This window comes from Nocardia sp. NPDC102475 (genome assembly GCF_055584605.1).
In genome coordinates, this window is the sequence record NZ_JBVJLS010000004.1 from 151,844 (window position 1) to 168,302 (window position 16,459).

The 16,459-nt window shown below is 66.0% G+C and carries 18 protein-coding genes; 7 read left to right on the plus strand and 11 right to left on the minus strand.

What is annotated here, in order from left to right; genetic code table 11:
* Positions 1–124: 124 nt before the first annotated feature.
* Together ACZ60G_RS08925 and ACZ60G_RS08930 are read right to left on the minus strand one after the other, a co-directional pair.
* Positions 125–877 carry a L,D-transpeptidase gene (locus ACZ60G_RS08925; protein ID WP_465808635.1) on the minus strand — a complete coding sequence of 251 codons (753 nt, stop codon included), beginning with the start codon at positions 875–877 and terminating at the stop codon, positions 125–127.
* 164 nt (positions 878–1,041) lie between these two features.
* Positions 1,042–1,674: a cyclodeaminase/cyclohydrolase family protein gene (locus tag ACZ60G_RS08930; protein WP_465808637.1), complete on the minus strand. Its 633-nt coding sequence runs from the start codon at positions 1,672–1,674 to the stop codon at positions 1,042–1,044.
* Positions 1,675–1,791: 117 nt separating this feature from the next.
* Between ACZ60G_RS08930 and ACZ60G_RS08935 the strand changes: the two genes are divergently transcribed.
* A complete protein-coding gene (locus ACZ60G_RS08935) occupies positions 1,792–2,832 on the plus strand; it encodes an LLM class F420-dependent oxidoreductase (RefSeq protein ID WP_465808638.1) in 1,041 nt (346 codons plus the stop codon).
* A 185-nt stretch (positions 2,833–3,017) separates the two neighbouring features.
* Here ACZ60G_RS08935 and ACZ60G_RS08940 read toward each other — a convergent pair whose 3' ends face one another.
* The 7 genes from ACZ60G_RS08940 to mftR form a co-directional block, all read right to left on the minus strand.
* Positions 3,018–3,350: an STAS domain-containing protein gene (locus ACZ60G_RS08940; protein ID WP_063037258.1), complete on the minus strand. Its 333-nt coding sequence runs from the start codon at positions 3,348–3,350 to the stop codon at positions 3,018–3,020.
* Between the two features lie 85 nt (positions 3,351–3,435).
* The gene (locus tag ACZ60G_RS08945) at positions 3,436–5,763 is read right to left on the minus strand and encodes a SpoIIE family protein phosphatase (RefSeq protein ID WP_465808641.1); all 2,328 of its coding nucleotides are present in this window, start codon (positions 5,761–5,763) and stop codon (positions 3,436–3,438) included.
* Positions 5,764–5,848: 85 nt separating this feature from the next.
* Positions 5,849–6,487, minus strand: a complete 639-nt coding sequence (locus tag ACZ60G_RS08950; protein WP_465808643.1) for a SpoIIE family protein phosphatase — start codon at positions 6,485–6,487, stop codon at positions 5,849–5,851.
* Positions 6,480–6,905: an ATP-binding protein gene (locus ACZ60G_RS08955; RefSeq protein ID WP_063037252.1), complete on the minus strand. Its 426-nt coding sequence runs from the start codon at positions 6,903–6,905 to the stop codon at positions 6,480–6,482. The genes ACZ60G_RS08950 and ACZ60G_RS08955 overlap by 8 nt, the downstream gene beginning before the upstream one ends.
* Complete coding sequence (locus ACZ60G_RS08960; protein ID WP_465808645.1) at positions 6,883–7,269, minus strand: STAS domain-containing protein; 387 nt, start codon at positions 7,267–7,269, stop codon at positions 6,883–6,885. Before ACZ60G_RS08960 ends, ACZ60G_RS08955 begins: the two co-directional genes overlap by 23 nt.
* Positions 7,270–7,281: 12 nt before the next feature.
* The gene (locus ACZ60G_RS08965) at positions 7,282–8,190 is read right to left on the minus strand and encodes an STAS domain-containing protein (protein ID WP_040691747.1); all 909 of its coding nucleotides are present in this window, start codon (positions 8,188–8,190) and stop codon (positions 7,282–7,284) included.
* A 108-nt stretch (positions 8,191–8,298) separates the two neighbouring features.
* Positions 8,299–8,916, minus strand: a complete 618-nt coding sequence (mftR, locus tag ACZ60G_RS08970) for a mycofactocin system transcriptional regulator (RefSeq protein WP_465808648.1) — start codon at positions 8,914–8,916, stop codon at positions 8,299–8,301.
* Positions 8,917–8,983: 67 nt separating this feature from the next.
* On the opposite strand from mftR, the gene mftE reads away from it, so the two are divergent.
* On the plus strand, positions 8,984–9,712 hold the full coding sequence (gene mftE / locus ACZ60G_RS08975) for a mycofactocin biosynthesis peptidyl-dipeptidase MftE (protein ID WP_465808650.1): 729 nt from the start codon (positions 8,984–8,986) through the stop codon (positions 9,710–9,712).
* Entirely contained in the window at positions 9,709–10,902 is a 1,194-nt protein-coding gene (mftD, locus tag ACZ60G_RS08980) for a pre-mycofactocin synthase MftD (protein ID WP_465808652.1), read from the plus strand. Before mftE ends, mftD begins: the two co-directional genes overlap by 4 nt.
* A gap of 9 nt (positions 10,903–10,911) precedes the next feature.
* Here the strand turns inward: mftD and ACZ60G_RS08985 are convergent, their stop codons facing one another.
* Entirely contained in the window at positions 10,912–11,382 is a 471-nt protein-coding gene (locus tag ACZ60G_RS08985) for a MarR family winged helix-turn-helix transcriptional regulator (RefSeq protein WP_063037244.1), read from the minus strand.
* Positions 11,383–11,638: 256 nt separating this feature from the next.
* Here ACZ60G_RS08985 and ACZ60G_RS08990 point away from each other — a divergent pair, with 256 nt between their 5' ends.
* The 4 genes from ACZ60G_RS08990 (at position 11,639) to ACZ60G_RS09005 (ending at position 15,146) form a co-directional block, all read left to right on the plus strand.
* Positions 11,639–13,315: a fumarate hydratase gene (locus tag ACZ60G_RS08990; RefSeq protein WP_465808654.1), complete on the plus strand. Its 1,677-nt coding sequence runs from the start codon at positions 11,639–11,641 to the stop codon at positions 13,313–13,315.
* 205 nt (positions 13,316–13,520) lie between these two features.
* A complete protein-coding gene (locus ACZ60G_RS08995; RefSeq protein ID WP_465808656.1) occupies positions 13,521–13,922 on the plus strand; it encodes a hypothetical protein in 402 nt (133 codons plus the stop codon).
* A gap of 128 nt (positions 13,923–14,050) precedes the next feature.
* Positions 14,051–14,251 (plus strand): hypothetical protein, encoded by a 201-nt coding sequence (locus ACZ60G_RS09000; RefSeq protein ID WP_465808658.1) that lies wholly within the window; start codon positions 14,051–14,053, stop codon positions 14,249–14,251.
* 292 nt (positions 14,252–14,543) lie between these two features.
* Positions 14,544–15,146 (plus strand): M15 family metallopeptidase, encoded by a 603-nt coding sequence (locus ACZ60G_RS09005; protein WP_465808660.1) that lies wholly within the window; start codon positions 14,544–14,546, stop codon positions 15,144–15,146.
* Here the strand turns inward: ACZ60G_RS09005 and ACZ60G_RS09010 are convergent, their stop codons facing one another.
* The gene (locus ACZ60G_RS09010) at positions 15,147–16,451 is read right to left on the minus strand and encodes an MFS transporter (protein ID WP_465808662.1); all 1,305 of its coding nucleotides are present in this window, start codon (positions 16,449–16,451) and stop codon (positions 15,147–15,149) included. It abuts the gene before it with no gap.
* Positions 16,452–16,459: the final 8 nt, after the last annotated feature.

Below are 16,459 nucleotides of genomic sequence, written 5' to 3' on the forward strand. Positions count from 1 at the left end.
TTCATCAGGTCATACGATCACGTGTGTCCCGCAGTTGTATCAACCTCGGCAGGATACTGCCAGGTTTGCTGCCCGTGACGAAATTGAGGGGAGGTGTCGCGAAGGAAAACGGATTGTTTACGGCTTACCAGTGCACGGTGACCGGATCACCGACGCCGACGGTCTGGTAGTACCAGGCGGCGTCATCGGGAGCCAGGTTGATGCAGCCGTGGCTGACATTGGCATAGCCCTGTGAATCCACCGACCACGGTGCGGAGTGCACGAAAACGCCACCCCACGTGAGGCGTTCGGCGTACTCGCCGTTGATGACGTAGCCCTCGGGCGAGCTCAGCGGGATCCCGATGGTGCGCGAGTCGAAGACGACCGAACGGAACTTTTCCAGTATCGGGAAGGTGCCTGTCGGTGTCTCGTAGCCAGGCTTGCCCATGGATGCGGGCACCGACCGCGCGACCGCCCCGCCGATGCTCACGGTGAAGGTATGCGCCGACATATCGGCGTCGGCCACCACGCCCGCATTGGTGCGGAACTCCGTGCGCGCGTTACCGACCTGCACCGAGATCGGCGCCCGGGTCGGCAGGAAACTCGTTGGCGTCCAAGTCAATTCACGATCACTCGCCCAGGAGAAGGCGCCCGGCAGCGGCTCGGTGGCTCGGATATCGACCAGTCGTTCGGCTCGGTCGCGGTTGGCGACCGGATTCGCGAATCGAATCGTCACCGGTGCCGCGATACCGACTTCCTGGCCTGCCGACGGGGTAATCGTCGCGACCGCGTCGACGTTGGGTTTCAGAATTGTTGTGGCGATTGCCGCTCCGGACCCGAATGCCGCCAAGGCGACGACCGTGGTCGCGAGGAACAGGTATCTGAGTGCGTTCCGCATGGTCCACCCCTTCACGCTGGTGTGGGACGCAGAAATCCATTCTAGGACTTCATGATCAACTCGACGTACCGGTTCTGTAACGGCCGTCCGAGTCCACAGTTTCATATATAGGGCCGACATACCCGGCATAACACCGAACAAACAATCCGACCGTTCGGTCGAATTCAGCCGCGTACGGCGTGCAATACTTCGGCGTGCAGTGCGTCCGCGCGGGCGGTGATCTCGTCGATGCGGATCAGCACGGCCGCGAACTTATCACCCTGTTCGGCGCTGAGCGAGCGGACATTGATCTCGATATTGAGCTGCGAACTGGTGGCCGCGGCCCGTGCGGCATCGGCGGCGGCGCCGATATCGGTGACCACATTGGGATTGCCGATCGGCAGCAGTTCGGTGGCGAGTGAGAGCACCTCGTCGGCCTCGTCGACGACCGCGGCGGGCACCCGGGCGGCCTCGAGCAGCGCGGCGGTAATGGCATCAGTCCGCGCGGCGGCCTGTGCGGAGGAATCCTTCGGCAACTTGTAGGCGTTGCCGACGGCGGTGAAGGCCGCCGCATCGGCGTCGGCCAGGGCCAGTGCGCGCTCGCGAGCCGCATCGGCCGCCTCGATGATCCGGTCGATGACCGGCCGGTGTTCGGCATCCTTGGCCCGGGTGGTGTAGCGCGCGACCATCGCGACCAGTGCGGCGCCCTGTGCGGCGTGCAACGCGGCGACGGCGCCGCCACCTGGTGCGGGTACCTTCGCGGCCAGGTCGGTCAGGTACTGCGCGAGGGTGGCCTCAGCGAAGGCGGGCTGCGACACGGCGGGTGGCCTTTCGTTTTCCTGCGACGACAGTGGAGAACTACGGCGAATACGCTACCGCTCGCGCCGGGGTGGCCGGTGCGCGGCCGGTGCGTCGCTGCGGTTAGGTTGAGTGCTATGCGGATCGGATTGAGCATCAACTACTCGGGCGGCTTCAAAGAGGCGGCCGCCGAGGTGGCCGACCTCGAAAAGGCTGGACTCGACATCGTGTTCGTGCCGGAGGCCTACTCGTTCGACGCGGTGAGCGCGCTCGGATATCTGGCGGCCAAGACCACTCGGCTGCAGCTGGCCTCGGGCATCCTGCAGATCTACACCCGCACGCCCAGCCTGACCGCCATGACCGCCGCCGGCCTGGACTTCGTCTCCGACGGTCGCTATGTGCTCGGCCTCGGCGCCTCGGGCCCGCAGGTGATCGAGGGCTTCCACGGCGTCCCCTATGACGCGCCCATCGGCCGCACCAGGGAACTGGTGGAGATCTGCCGCAAGGTATGGCGTCGCGAGCGGCTGGAGTACCAGGGCAAGTACTACCAGATCCCGCTGCCCGCCGACCGGGGCACCGGCCTGGGCAAGCCGCTCAAGCTGATCAATCATCCGGTGCGCGAACGCATTCCGGTGCTGCTGGCCGCGCTCGGCCCGAAGAATGTGGAGCTGGCCGCGGAGATCGCCGAGGGCTGGCAGCCGATCTTCTTCGTACCGGAGAAGGCCAAGGAGATCTGGGGCGAATCGCTGGATGCCGGTCTGGCCAAGCGTGACCCGATCCTCGGCGAGCTGGACGTCTACGCCGGGCCCGCGCTGGCCATCGGTGAGAATGTCACGCCGCTACTGGAATTCGTGAAACCGCATCTGGCCCTCTACATCGGCGGCATGGGCGCGAAGGGCAAGAACTTCTATCACACGCTGGCCACCAAGTACGGCTACGGCGCCGAGGCGGACCGGATCCAGGAGCTGTATCTGGCGGGCAAGAAGGAAGAGGCCGTCAAGGTGGTCCCGGACGATCTGGTTCGGGATATCTCACTGGTCGGCCCGGCCGGATTCGTGAAGGAGCGGATCGCCGCATTCCGTGCCGCGGGTGTCACGGTACTGAATGTGGCGCCGATGGCGGCGACCCCGGCCGAGCGGGTCAAGCTGATCGAGCAACTGCGCGAACTCTGTGTCTAATTCGCAGCGCCTTCGGCGCTGCGTGTTCGCGGCCCCATGATGTCTCGCGGCCGAGCGGTCGAGACTCGCGACTTCGTCGCATGCGCTTCGACCACTCGGCCGCGAGACGGGCCGCGAACGTCGCTCGTAAGGCTCGCTCCGTGGCGGTCAGGTGATCGGAAGGTTCCGGTTGAAATCAGACCGCGCTACCGGAGCGCGGCGAGCGCCTCGGCCAGGGTGGTGTGCAGTGCGAACACCTGATCCAGACTTGTCATCTTGAGCTGCCGACTGGTGGCCGGACCGTCCGCGACCACCACGATGGTCGTCGTGTCGCCTGCCCGCTGATGCGCCGCGACCAGGGTCGCCATACCCGCCGAGGCGAGGAAGCTGACACCGGTCAGGTCGATGATCAGGACCGCCGGTTTGCCGGTGAGGATGGCCTCGATGGTGTTCTCCAGCGCTGGCGCGGTCGCCAGATCGACCTCGCCGGAAACCGTGAGCACGGTCGCGCCATCGTGTGCCTCGACTGTGGTGGTCATCGTGTCCGCCAGGGGATACGCGTCTCCGGAGTTGTTTGTCACATCATCACAATCTGCCATGAACCCGCCTCTCGCGCTGCATTCCTCAGCCAGAAACCTGGCGGTTCGTGCCACGCAGTGGGTTCGCTACGGGGGATTTGATCGCGGGCAACGTTACCGACATGCGGACGCGGGTGCCCAGCCCGCTGTGGTCTATCTCCAATTCTTCCGTCAAAGCCCGCATCATGTCGATGCCGCGTCCGCGCGGCCCCGGATCGGCGGAGCGTGGTTTCCACGTTCCGGTGTCGGCGACCAGAATGACGACCTTTTGGGTATCACATTCGGCGGTCAATTCGACGAGTCCAGGATCGGTGCCGGCCGCCGCGGCGCTGGTGGCACGGCCGAGCAGTTCGGCCGTGGAGTTGATCGCGCGGGTGACCGGCCCGCCGCCGTTGCGGTAGGCGTGTTCGATGCTGTTGCTACAGGCCTCGTTGGCCGCGGCGATGAGGTCGGAGGCGAGATCGTGCGGTACCGCGGCGGCGGCGAGCCAAGCCTTGAGCCGCTTGCGCATGGCCGAGAGCTGATCCGGATTGGCCGGGATCTCGAGCCGCAGCTGTGCCGGGGGTTGCCGGTACACAACCATGGCGACGTCATCGTCGTAGCCCGCTGCCGGACGCAGCCTGGAGAGCACGGCATCGGCGACCTCACGCGGCAGTTTGCCCGCGGTATCGGCGAGCACCCCCGAGATCTTCGCGAAACTGTCATCGATATCGACACCGCGCTGTTCGACCAGGCCGTCGGTGAACAGCACCAGCGTCGAACCCGGTGTGAGCGCCGTGGTGGCCTCGGGACGCCGTGGCGTATCGAAAGTAGCCAGCGGTACCGCGCGGCCGCCCTCGAGCAATCGGCCCGGCTGACCGACATCGGCCAGAATCGGTGGCATATGTCCGGCGCTGCTGTAGCGGACCAGTCCGCGCACCGGATCGAGGACGGCGGCGCAGACCGTCGTGCACATCGCGCCGGGAATCCGGCCCGCGACGGTATCGAGTTCCGCGAGCAGTTGCGCCGGGCCCGCGCCGCGCAGCAGGAGAGCCCGTGCGGCCGTACGCAATTGGCCCATCACGACGGCCGCGGACAGACCACGTCCGACACAGTCGCCGACCACGACGCCGATGGTGCCGTCGCGCAGCGGGACCACGTCGTACCAGTCGCCGCCGATCTCCAGCGGCGGCAGCGCGGGCTCGTAATGCACCGAGAACCGCGGCGGCAGTTCGATCGGACCGAGCATGGCGCGCTGCAGCGTCAGCGAGGTCGAACGCGCCTGATCGAAGTTGCGCGCCCGCTGCACCGCCAGACTCAGATGTCCGATGAGCAGCGAGAACAGTGTCCAGTCGGCGGCGCTGATGGCGCGCGGCGCGGCGAAGCGCAGCCACAATGCCGCATCACCGGTCTCACCGAGCGGGGCGACGATGCCCTCGGAACTCTCGGTGCCCTCCGGAATCGCGAACAGGCTGCGCGCCGGACGACGCCGGGCCCGATCCAGCAGCGCCCGCGCGCGGGCGTCGAGTACCGAGCCCTCCGGAACACCCTCGGCCCCCGAGACATACGTCTCCGGCCCGGTATTGCGGTTGGGCCACACCATCACTACCGCGTTTTCCGCGCCGACGGTGCGTCGCAGTTCGTCCAGTCCGACGGCGAGCACCTCGACCACACTGGTGGCCGCGCCGACCGCGGTGGCCAGTCGTGACGCGGCCTGATCGCGGGCCTGCGCATCGTGTTCGGCGGTGACATCGCGGATGGTGCCGACGAAGATCTGCTCGTATTTCTCCGGTTCGACCATCGCGCTGGTACTCACCGCGAGCCAGACCGTGCGGCCGTCGCGATGCTTGACCGGAATCACGAAACGTTGTGCCTCGCTACCGAGATCGGGATAGCGCGGACCTTCCGGCGTCGACCACGGATGCGGCAGCGGGAACGGCAATTCCGACGCGCCGTAACCGGTCAGCGCGCCGAAGGCGGAGTTGACCTCGATGATGGTGCCGCGCGCGTCGGCCACGAAGAATCCGTCCTGCAGCGACTCCACCAGGGCGGTGCGGAAGGCGTCGCGCCCGGCGAGATCGTCGATGCGCGAACGCTGTTGTTCGGCGCGGCGGGTGCCGTCGATATACCCGCGGGTGGCGATGTCCAGGGCGGCGAGAGTCTGCAGCAGGAATTCCAGTGCGGTCTCGGCGTGTTTAGCGTCCGCGGTGCTCGATTCCGCGGCTTGTACTACGCGGTAATGGTTTTCGGTGAGATCGAGCAGGCTGATGCCCTCGATGAGGGCGCGGCGGCCTAGTTCGTAGCCCTCACCGAGACTCGCCTGCGTCGGTGAGTTCAGATGCCGCCGTAGCGCATCCGAGTAGGCGTCGAGAAATGCGGCCAATGCCGCGCTCATGTCTCCGCCTCGCCGGCGCTCGGCTCCGCCATCACCGCGATGGCGGCTGCGCCTTTTGTTCGCTCGCTCTGCTGCATTCCGCCGCTCACGCTGATGCCTCCAGTACGCCGCCCCGGTGGCGGGCCGCGAGCACCAATGCGTCGTCGGTGTCCTTGGCGTGCCTGGCCAGGATTTCGGCGGTGATCTCGGCGGTGGATTTGGACGGATCGATGCCGCTGTCGGCGGATTCGGTGACGATCCCGTCGGTCGACATCAGCAGTAGATCGCCTGGACGCACCGGAACGGTCTGCACCTGTAGGTTCTGGGGTAGCCGATAGCCGACGATGCCACCGGTCATCAGGACCGTCGCGCGCATGGCGAGCCCGACCGGACCCGCGGTCAGAATCCGGGAATCGACATTGCCGACGCCGAGCCAGTGCACCGTATCGGATGCGCCGAACAGCGCCAAGGAGACTGCCGCACCTCGGGTGTCGGCCATGGCCCGATGACACAGCACCATCAGGACGTCCAGCGGTTCTGCACGGTTCTCCGAGAGCACCTGCGCTGCGCGATCGGCGGCGTCCGCGGCGGCCGATCCGTGGCCGAGTCCGTCGAGCACGGCGAAGAGCACCGCGCCGCCGCCCGCGTCGAGGACCACGCCGCGATCACCGGAGACCCGCTGACCGGGCAGGGCACGGCCGGCCACCGCCCATTCGATCCGGCCGATGATCCCGTCCTCATGCACCGTTGGGTACCCACTTCCACATCTCCACCAACGTGCCGCGACCGGGTGCCGAATCAACGGTGAGCCGGTCCATCAGCCGACGCGCGCCGGGCAGCCCGAGTCCGAGACCGCGGCCGGTGGAGTACCCGTCGTCGAGCGCGCGGGCGATATCGATGATGCCGGGGCCCTGGTCCTCGGCCTGGACGACCAACGCCTGGCGACCCTCCCGGTCATCGACCAGCAAACGTATTTCACCACTGCCCGCGTAACTGGTTATGTTGCGGGCGATCTCGGAGATCGCCGTCGAGATCATGGTCATATCTGTCAGAGAAAATCCGAGCTTGGCCGCCAGCTCACGTCCGGCTTGACGTGCGATCACGATGTCACCCGACACCCTGACCGCGATCACCAAGTTCTCAGCGGCCACTGTCACGACCATCTCGCTGGCGGCGGGGAGTCATGCGGTTCAGCCACGCCAAGCCCTCTTCCAGGTCGAGGGCGGTGTGCATGTCCTCGAAGGTGAGGCCCAACTGCACCATGGCGAACGCGACTTCGGGTTGCAATCCGACGATGACCGTTTCGGCACCGCGGAGCTGCGTCATGTGCGCGATGGTACGCAGCGATCTGGCCGCGAACGAATCCATGACATCGATCGCGGTGACGTCGACGATGATCCCGTGCGCCCGGTATCTGCTGACCTGTTTCATCAGGTCGTCCTGGAGACGCTCGGTATCCGCGTCGGTCAGAGCTGACTGGACCGACGCGATCAGATAGGTACCTTGTTTGAGGATCGGAACCGGCATAGGGGGGCCCGATCAGCGCCCGTCGCGCTCGGTGAGCATTCGATCCGTGACGCGGGTCACCTCATAGCCGAGTAAGCGTTCGGCCTCTTCGATACCTCCCTGGAGGTCGCCGACCGCGTTCATCTTGGACAGGTCGAGGCCGATGGTCACCAGGGTGAGGGCGATCTCGGAGGACAGGCCGGTGATGATCACATTGGCGCCCATCAGGCCGGATGCGTCGACGGTCTGCACCAGGTGGTTGGCCACCGTGGAGTCGATCGCGGGCACACCGGTGATGTCGATGACGACCACCTTCGCGCGGTTGGCGCGGATGGCGCGCAGTAGCTGTTCGGTGAGCTGACGGGCGCGCTGAGAGTCGAGCACACCGATGATCGGCAGGATGAGCAGCTGCTCACGCACCTGGAGCACCGGGGTCGACAGCTCGCGAATGGCTTCCTGCTGCTGGCGGATGACGCGTTCGCGCTCCTGCACGAACGAGATGGCCACGGTGCTCGCGATGCGGTTCGCGGCGGGCTCGTACGCGTCCAGTACCGCGTTGAGCATTTCGAAATCGGCCTGGTATTTCTCGAACAGCGAGCGGGCCAGCACGTCGCGCAGCAGCAGCACGATGCCGAGGACCTCGTCGGTTTCGACGCCTCTCGGAATGATGCGCTCGGACAGATCGCGTGCGTAGGCCTGCAGCGCCTCGACACTACCGGTGACGAGCACCTCGACGTAGTTGTCGTACATGGAGGTCGCCTCGGAGAAGATTTCCTCCGGGGTCATCGCGGTCAGCAGCTGGGCCTCGGTAATGCGCCTTGCCCACTCTTCACGCAGCCCGGTTCGGTTCTGCCGCAGGTGTTCGACCAGCTGCGGAAGCAGGTTGTCGACCGGTCCTACGGGCAGGGAATCCGCCGAAAGGCTCATGGACACCTCGGACATGGAAATTCCAGCCCCTTTCGACGGGATTGTCGGGATAGTCGTGCATTCGGCTGCGCGCCGATACCGAGCCTAGTCATACCCCATCCCGGTCGCCGGTGAAACCTGCCGTTAGCTCGATGGTAGATCCGGATCCTCGCTCGGCGGCGCGAATCCGCGCGCCAGCGCCGCGAGCGCCTCGTCGAGATAGACGGTGAGGTCGGCATCGGCACGGGTCAGCCAGGCATCGAAGGCGGCGCGTGCGGCGGCCAGGGTGGTACGGCCGACCGCCATCGCGACCAGGTTGTCCTGCGGTACGCCGAGTCGGTGTGCGGCGAAAGCGCTGACAGCTCGTTCCCATGCGTCGTAATGCGCGCCCGCGGTGGCGGACAGTGCTGGATCGCCGCCGAGGAGCTGCATGCGAACGCGTAGTTCGGGCACGTCTTCGGCGCGATATCGGTTGGCGTTCACCACAACTCGGCGTACGGCCGTCATCATCGGCACCTCGTCGGGCACGGTGGCGAAGGCCGCGCGCAGCGCCTCGACCTCGGCGTCGAACTGGTACCAGAGCACCTCCGCCTTGGTGGGGAAGTAACGGAAGAAGGTGCGCCCGCTGATACCTGCCGCCGCGGCGATCTGCTCGACGGTGGTTTCGTCGAAGCCCTGTTCGGTGAACAGTCGCATGGCGATCAGTTCGAGTTCGCGCTTGGTTGTGCCGCGTGGACGGCCCCGCACCTTGGCATCTGTCACGGTTGTCGATTATGGGCGTCGATCGCCGGATCTTGATTATGTCAGTGACTGACGATAATCTCGCGGCATGGTGGAAAGTGTCGCGGAACACACCGTGGCCGCGCGACTGACATGGCCGGAGGCCGGGTCGCGCGCGGCTGCGGGCGCGATCCTTGCCGTGCCGGTGGGTGCGACCGAACAGCACGGACCGCATCTGCCGTTGTCCACAGACACCGATATCGCGGTGGCATTGTGCGCGCGGCTGGCCGAGTTGCGGTCGGATGTGCTCGTCGCACCCGCGATCCCGTATGGAGCCAGCGGTGAGCACGCGGGTTTCGCGGGCACGCTGTCGATCGGACAGGCCGCGCTGGAGTTGCTGATCGTCGAGTTGTGCCGTTCGGCCACCGATACTTTCGACCGCATCGTGCTCGTCAACGGGCACGGCGGCAATCTCGAACCGCTGCGCGAGGCTGAGGCGTTGCTGCGTACCGAATCCCGGGACGTGCGGGTGTTCATGCCGCGCTATCCGGGTGATCCGCACGCGGGCCGCGCCGAGACCTCGATGCAGCTGGCGCTGCGTCCGGAGGCGGTGCGGACCGAACTCGCCGTGGCCGGTGACACCAGGCCACTCGCCGAACTCTTGCCGCTGCTGCGCGCCGGAGGAGTGCGCGCGGTGAGCGCCAACGGGGTCCTCGGCGACCCGACGGGCGCCAATGCCGACGAAGGCACTGCACTGCTCACCCAACTGACCACTGACCTGCATGAACAGATCCGGCTGTGGTGGCCGGTGGCTTCCCCGAAAGGATCCCTCACGTGAACCCGTGGTTCGAAACCGTTGCCGAGGCGCAGCGGCGGGCAAAGAAACGACTGCCGAAGTCGGTGTACGGCGCATTGATCGCCGGATCCGAGCGCGGCCAGACCATCGACGAAAATCAGCAGGCCTTCACCGAACTCGGCTTCGCACCGCACTGCGCGGGCCCGATCGGCGATCGCGACCAGTCGACAACCGTGCTGGGACAGCAGCTCTCGATGCCGGTGCTGATCTCGCCGACCGGCGTGCAGGCCGTGCATCCGGACGGTGAAGTGGCCGTGGCGCGTGCGGCGGCGGCACGCGGGATCGCGATGGGGCTCAGTTCCTTCGCGAGCAAGCCCATCGAGGAGGTCATCGCGGCGAATCCCGCGACATTCTTCCAGCTGTACTGGTGCGGTTCGAAAGATGAGATCCTGCAGCGGATGTCGCGCGCCAAGGCGGCGGGCGCGGTCGGTCTGATCCTGACCCTGGACTGGTCCTTCTCGCACGGGCGCGACTGGGGCAGCCCGGTGATCCCGGAGAAGCTGGATTTCAAGACCATGCTGACATTCGCGCCGCAGACCCTGGCGCGGCCGCGCTGGCTCGCCACTTATGTTCGCTCCGGCCGTATTCCGGATCTCACCGCACCGAATATGGCCGTCGGCGGCGGTCCGGCGCCCGGCTTCTTCGGCGCTTACGGCGAGTGGATGGGCACTCCCGCACCGGATTGGGCGGATGTTGCGTGGATCTGCGAACAGTGGGACGGTCCGGTCATGCTCAAGGGCGTGATGCGCGTCGACGATGCGCTGCGTGCGATCGACGCCGGTGTCGCTGCCATCTCGGTGTCCAATCACGGCGGGAACAATCTGGACGGCACGCCCGCCGCGATTCGGGCATTGCCCGTGGTGGCCGAGGCGGTCGGATCGCAGATCGAGGTGGTGCTCGATGGTGGCATCCGGCGCGGTAGCGATGTGGTGAAGGCGGTGGCGCTGGGCGCTCGCGCGGTGATGATCGGGCGGGCCTACCTGTGGGGCCTCGCCGCGAACGGGCAGGCCGGTGTCGAGAATGTGCTCGACATCCTGCGTGGCGGTATCGATTCGGCGCTGCTGGGACTGCGCAAGACCAGCATCGGCGATCTCGATCGGGGCGATCTGGTGGTGCCGGACGGGTTCGAGCGGGCATTGGGAGTGCCGGACCCGGCCGTGCAGTCGGCTTGACCTGGCGGATTATTCGGTAGCCGCGGCTCTTCGATGATGGGCGAGCAGCGTGTCGTAGATATCGGCGAGGGCCGCCAATTGCTGGCGGTCGAGTACGTCGACCATATGTTTGCGCACGCTCTGCACATGTGCGGGCGCGGCCGTGGCCAGCACGTCGGCGCCGCGCGGGGTGAGCCGTGCGGCGGTGCGGCGGGCGTCGTCCGGGATCGGTTCCCTGGCGACCAGCGCGCGCTTCTCCATGCGGGTGATCTGATGCGACAGCCTGCTCTGCGACCATTCGAGTTTGGCCGCGAGATCGGCGAAGGTGAGTCGATGATCCGGTGCGTCGGCCAGGTAGGCCAGCACCGAGTATTCGACGTAGGTGAGGTTCGACTCGCGGGATGAGTCGCGCCCGACCGCGGCGGCGATGAGGTCCCTGGTGCGCACATATCCCACCCATGCGCGCATTTCGATGTCATCGAGCCAGTGGGGATCGGTCACGAGAGCGCTCCAAACTCTGACATGTCATTGAATTGTCTCGCCGCATGATGTCGCGCGACAACTGCCAGATCTGAGAGGTAGCACTGCTGGGGTTGAACGTGCAACCTTTTGGCGGTATGCACCGAGTGAGGGTTGCCTAAGCACGGTCGGCCTCCTAATACTGGATACGCTCCTTGTGCTCGTGACCAGCCTGCCGAAAAGACCTTTCGAGGCCCCGGCGGTGCGTCAGCCCTGAGACCGAATAAGGAGTGCGTCCGTGACCGCGCCGGATTTCCGCTATTCAGATCTGCTGCCGATCGGCGCCGACGACACCCCGTACCGGTTGATCACCACCGAGGGCGTCAGCACCTTCGAACACAACGGCCGTACCTTCCTGCAGGTCGAACCCGAGGCATTGCGCCTGCTCACCGCCGAGGCGATGCACGACATCAGCCACTACCTGCGGCCCGCGCATCTGTCGCAGCTGCGTCGGATCATCGATGATCCCGAGGCCAGCGGTAACGACCGCTTCGTCGCGCTGGACCTGCTCAAGAACGTCAACATTTCCGCGGGCGGCATCCTGCCGATGTGTCAGGACACCGGCACCGCCATCGTGATGGGCAAGAAATCCGAGGGCGTGCTCACCGGCGTGGACGATGCCGAATGGATCAGCCGCGGCGTATTCGACGCCTACACCAAGTTAAATCTGCGCTACTCGCAGCTCGCGCCCATCACGATGTGGGACGAGAAGAACACCGGCACCAATCTGCCCGCGCAGATCGAGTTGTACTCCACGGCGGGCGATCCCGCGCATCCGTCCTACAAGTTCCTGTTCATGGCCAAGGGCGGCGGTTCGGCGAACAAGTCGTTCCTGTACCAGGAGACCAAGGCCGTGCTGAATCCCACGCGCATGCTGGAGTTCCTGGACGAGAAGATCCGCTCGCTCGGCACCGCCGCCTGCCCGCCGTACCATCTCGCGGTGGTAATCGGCGGCACCAGTGCGGAATTCGCGTTGAAAACGGCCAAATACGCGTCCGCGCACTATCTGGACACCTTGCCCACCGAGGGTTCGCTCGCGGCACACGCCTTCCGTGATCTGGAGCTGGAGGAAGAGGTCTTCAAGCTCACCCAGTCCTTCGGTATCGGCGCGCAATTCGGCGGTAAGTACTTCTGCCACGACGTGCGCGTGGTGCGCCTGCCCCGGCACGGCGCCAGCTGCCCGGTCGCCATCGCGGTGTCCTGCTCGGCCGACCGGCAGGCGCTGGCCAAGATCACACCGGAGGGTGTGTTCCTGGAGCAGCTCGAGCGCGAGCCCGCGCACTACCTGCCCGAGCAGACCGACTCAATCCTCGGCGGCGATGTGGTCAAGGTCGACCTGAACCGGCCGATGTCGGAGATTCGCGCCGAACTGTCGAAATACCCGGTGAAGACCCGGCTCTCGCTCACCGGTCCGCTGGTCGTCGCCCGCGACATCGCACACGCCAAGATCAAGGAGCGCCTCGACGCGGGCGAGTCGATGCCGGAATACCTGCGCGAGATGGCCGTGTACTACGCGGGCCCGGCGAAGACGCCCGAGGGCTACGCCTCCGGTTCGTTCGGTCCGACCACCGCGGGCCGGATGGACTCCTACGTCGATCAGTTCCAGGCTGCGGGCGGGTCGTTCGTCATGCTGGCCAAGGGCAATCGCTCGGCCCAGGTGACCAAGGCGTGTAAGGAACACGGCGGTTTCTACCTGGGTTCCATCGGCGGGCCCGCGGCGCGACTGGCACTGGATTGCATCAAATCCGTCGAGGTACTGGAGTATCCGGAGCTGGGCATGGAGGCGGTCTGGAAGATCGAGGTCGAAGATTTTCCGGCATTCATCGTGGTGGACGACAAGGGCAACGACTTCTTCGCGGAAACGCAGAAGCCGATTGCGTTGCGGGTGCGCACCCGCTCGAAGGAACGCGTCTGAACGGGCCGCTGGCGACTGCTTGCAGGTCGCTCGAAGTGGGCCGTTAGCGACTGCTTGCAGGTCGCTCGAAATGGTCAGCCATCAGGGCACATGTCCGGACACCGGATTGTCACCCCGTTCGCCGGGGTAACAATCCCGCCGAAGCGATGCACTCTTGATTAGGGGTACATCGCTGCACCGGTGTCGATGGAGGTCGAGGAGGGCAATGAGTACGTCGTTTCGTATCTCGGAATCCGCCAGCCGTCGGTTGGCCGAACGCGCCGCTCGTGAGGGAACCAGTTCGACCGCACTACTCGACCGCCTGATCCGGGAGGGTTTCGATCAACTCGACCATCCCGGGATCGTTTTCCGCGGTCCCATCTCCGACCGTCGCGCGGCATTGGCTGCGGGACCGGAGGTGTGGGAAGTCGTTGCGCGCCTACAGGAACTGGACGGTCCGGAGGAACGCCGCATCGCTGTCCTGAGCCAGCAATCGGATCTGCACTCCCGAAGAATCAAGATCGCCATCGCCTACGCGCGGGCGCACGGCCCGGAGATCATCGAGCGCATCGACCGCAATCGTGAAGCGGCCGAAGCGATCCGCGGTTCGGACTACGTGCGTCCCTGACCCGTAGCCGACCAAAATCATAGCGGGTGGCTATCGCACTCATTCAGTGTGCGATAGCCGCCCGTTCTGCGTCTGCGGAGCGCCGGTGACGCAGCGGAAAGGGTTGCGATGCAATAGGGTTGCGTCGCATGTGGGCGATCGTGGGGCGCTGGGTTGCCGATCGGGACGGCGGCTTCGGGGTCGTGACGACCGAGTCGTGCGAGGAGTATGTGGTGCGCGATGCGGTGATCGAGTCCGATGCGCCACTGCATACGGGGGACCGCGTGTGGCTGGAATTCGTCGACGGTGAGGATTCCGGCGAGGTCGTGAAACTCGTGAAGGCGCGGTAGTTTCCGGTTTCTCGGGGGTTGCTGGGGATTGTTGATCGTGATCCACAACACTGGAATAGATTGTGGACAGGGGGATTTCCGCTGAGACAAATCGGGCGTGGCACAGGATGTTTCGGACATTGGTGATTTATTGTGCTGTGAGTATGTGGAAAGCTATGTGAATGACGTCCGTTCGGACAGGGTGATGTCCTCGCGTTCGCCGGGGTGTTGCTAACGGTGATCGACGCCGGGGTGTGAGCCGTAGGGGAGTAGATGCGGGGTCCGCGGCCGCGGGGTCGTTACTATCGCTGACATGTCGCTCACGCTTCGTACCCGGACCCTGCTGGGCGTATCCGCACTGTTCCCGGTGATCGTCGCGGCCGGGCTGTCCATGCCCGCCGCCACGGCCGCACCCGTCGTGCAGGTGGCCGGCAATGCCAGCGGGACCGAGGGGCTGGAGCCGGGGCTCGCCGCGGCGTACACGCAGGCCGAGAACCAGGCGCATGCCGAAGGGGTCGGGTTGTACATCAACTCCGGCTACCGCACGCCCGCCGAGCAGCAGGCGCTGTGGGACGACGGGGTGCGGACCTACGGCAGTCCCGAGGAGGCGCGGCGGTGGGTGCTGCCGCCCAACGAGTCGACCCATGTGCAGGGCCGGGCGATCGACGTGGGGCCGCAGGCCGGGGCGCAGTGGCTGGAGGCGAATGGGAATCGCTGGGGCCTGTGCCGGATCTATCAGAACGAATGGTGGCATTTCGAACTCGCCACCGCCCCGAGCGGAGCCTGCCCGGCGTTGCGCGCGGACGCGAGCGAGGGCGGTACCGCCCCGGCTCCGTCGTCGCCGATCCCGCCCGTCCTCCCGGGATTGCCGTCCATCCCCCTCCCGCCGTGGTCGAGCGGCTCCTTCGGGCTGTAGTCAGCCGACCGGTACGGGCACCGGAATCTCTGCGTTCGCCTCGGCCGCCCGGATCAGCACCGCCGTGCTGATCGTGCTCAACGCGCAGACGGCGACGATATAGCAGGTCACTGCTGCCGAGGTCGAGCCCGCGGTCCACAGTGCGGTTGCGATGAGCGGGGCGAGGCCGCCGCCGAGGACGACCGAGATCTGCACGATCAGCGACGTGCCGGAGTAGCGGACCGATGGTGGGAAGAGTTCGGCGATGATGATGCCGCCGACGCTGTGGCCGATCGGCAGTGTCACGCCCATGCCGAGCAGTGCGAGGAAGACGACGGCCTTGTTGCCGGTGTTCAGCAGGGGGAAGTACACCGCGCACCACACCGTCAGCGCGGCAGTACCCGCGAGGAATATGCGACGCGTGCCGTAGCGGTCGGCGAGCGAGCCCCAAAAGGGCATTGCGGCACACCAGAAAACGGCGGAAACGATGACGCCGAGCAGGAGGAAGTTTCGGCTGAACCCGAGCGCCTTGGTGCCGTAGGTCAACGTGAACACCATGAAGATATAGACGACGGCCGAGGTCGCGATAGCGGCGAACAGAATCAGGCCCAGCCGCACAGGTCCTACCCGAAGTGCGTCGCGAAGCGGGAACGAGGCGACCTCGCCGCGTTGGACGAGTTCGGCGTAGTCGACGGATTCGGTGATCCCGAGTCGCACCCAGAGCCCGACAATGACGAGAATCGCGCTGAGCAGGAACGGAATTCGCCAACCCCAGCTCAGGAAGGCCGTATCCGGCAGCTGCGCGCTGGTGCCGAGGAAGATGCCATTCGCCAGGATCAGCCCGGCCGGTGTGCCCATCTGCGGAAAGCTGGCATAACGGTTGAGTCGTCCCGGTGGCGCATGCTCCATCGACAGCACCACCGCGCCCGCACCTTCACCACCGAGTCCGACGCCCTGCAGCATTCGCAGCGCGACGAGCAGTCCGGGAGCCCAGAATCCGATGCTCTCGTAGCTCGGGATCACCCCGATGAGCATGGTGCTCACGCCCATCAGAAACAGCGAGACCACGAGGGTGGTCTTGCGACCGATCCGATCGCCGAAGTGGCCGAAGAGCAGGCCGCCGATCGGTCGCGCGCCGAAGCCGACCGCGAAAGTGCTGAATGCCGCCAGCGTTCCGGCGGCGGGGCTCAGCGTCGGGAAGAACTGTTTACTGAAGATCAGCGCCGATGCCGTGCCGTAGAGCATGAAGTCGTACCACTCGAGGGTGGTGCCGACCAGCGTGGCGATGGCGACCTTGTGGTGGGGCGGGGTGGAGCTCGAAGACACTGCTATCC

Bases quoted from the DNA above. Each gene is read 5' to 3' on its own strand.
- ACZ60G_RS08925 (WP_465808635.1), bottom strand. From the start codon at position 877: ATGCGGAACGCACTCAGATACCTGTTCCTCGCGACCACGGTCGTCGCC.
- ACZ60G_RS08935 (WP_465808638.1), top strand. From the start codon at position 1,792: ATGCGGATCGGATTGAGCATCAACTACTCGGGCGGCTTCAAAGAGGCG.
- ACZ60G_RS08940 (WP_063037258.1), bottom strand. From the start codon at position 3,350: ATGACCACCACAGTCGAGGCACACGATGGCGCGACCGTGCTCACGGTT.
- ACZ60G_RS08945 (WP_465808641.1), bottom strand. From the start codon at position 5,763: ATGAGCGCGGCATTGGCCGCATTTCTCGACGCCTACTCGGATGCGCTA.
- ACZ60G_RS08955 (WP_063037252.1), bottom strand. From the start codon at position 6,905: ATGGTCGTGACAGTGGCCGCTGAGAACTTGGTGATCGCGGTCAGGGTG.
- ACZ60G_RS08960 (WP_465808645.1), bottom strand. From the start codon at position 7,269: ATGCCGGTTCCGATCCTCAAACAAGGTACCTATCTGATCGCGTCGGTC.
- ACZ60G_RS08965 (WP_040691747.1), bottom strand. From the start codon at position 8,190: ATGTCCGAGGTGTCCATGAGCCTTTCGGCGGATTCCCTGCCCGTAGGA.
- mftE (WP_465808650.1), top strand. From the start codon at position 8,984: ATGGTGGAAAGTGTCGCGGAACACACCGTGGCCGCGCGACTGACATGG.
- ACZ60G_RS08995 (WP_465808656.1), top strand. From the start codon at position 13,521: ATGAGTACGTCGTTTCGTATCTCGGAATCCGCCAGCCGTCGGTTGGCC.
- ACZ60G_RS09000 (WP_465808658.1), top strand. From the start codon at position 14,051: ATGTGGGCGATCGTGGGGCGCTGGGTTGCCGATCGGGACGGCGGCTTC.
- ACZ60G_RS09005 (WP_465808660.1), top strand. From the start codon at position 14,544: ATGTCGCTCACGCTTCGTACCCGGACCCTGCTGGGCGTATCCGCACTG.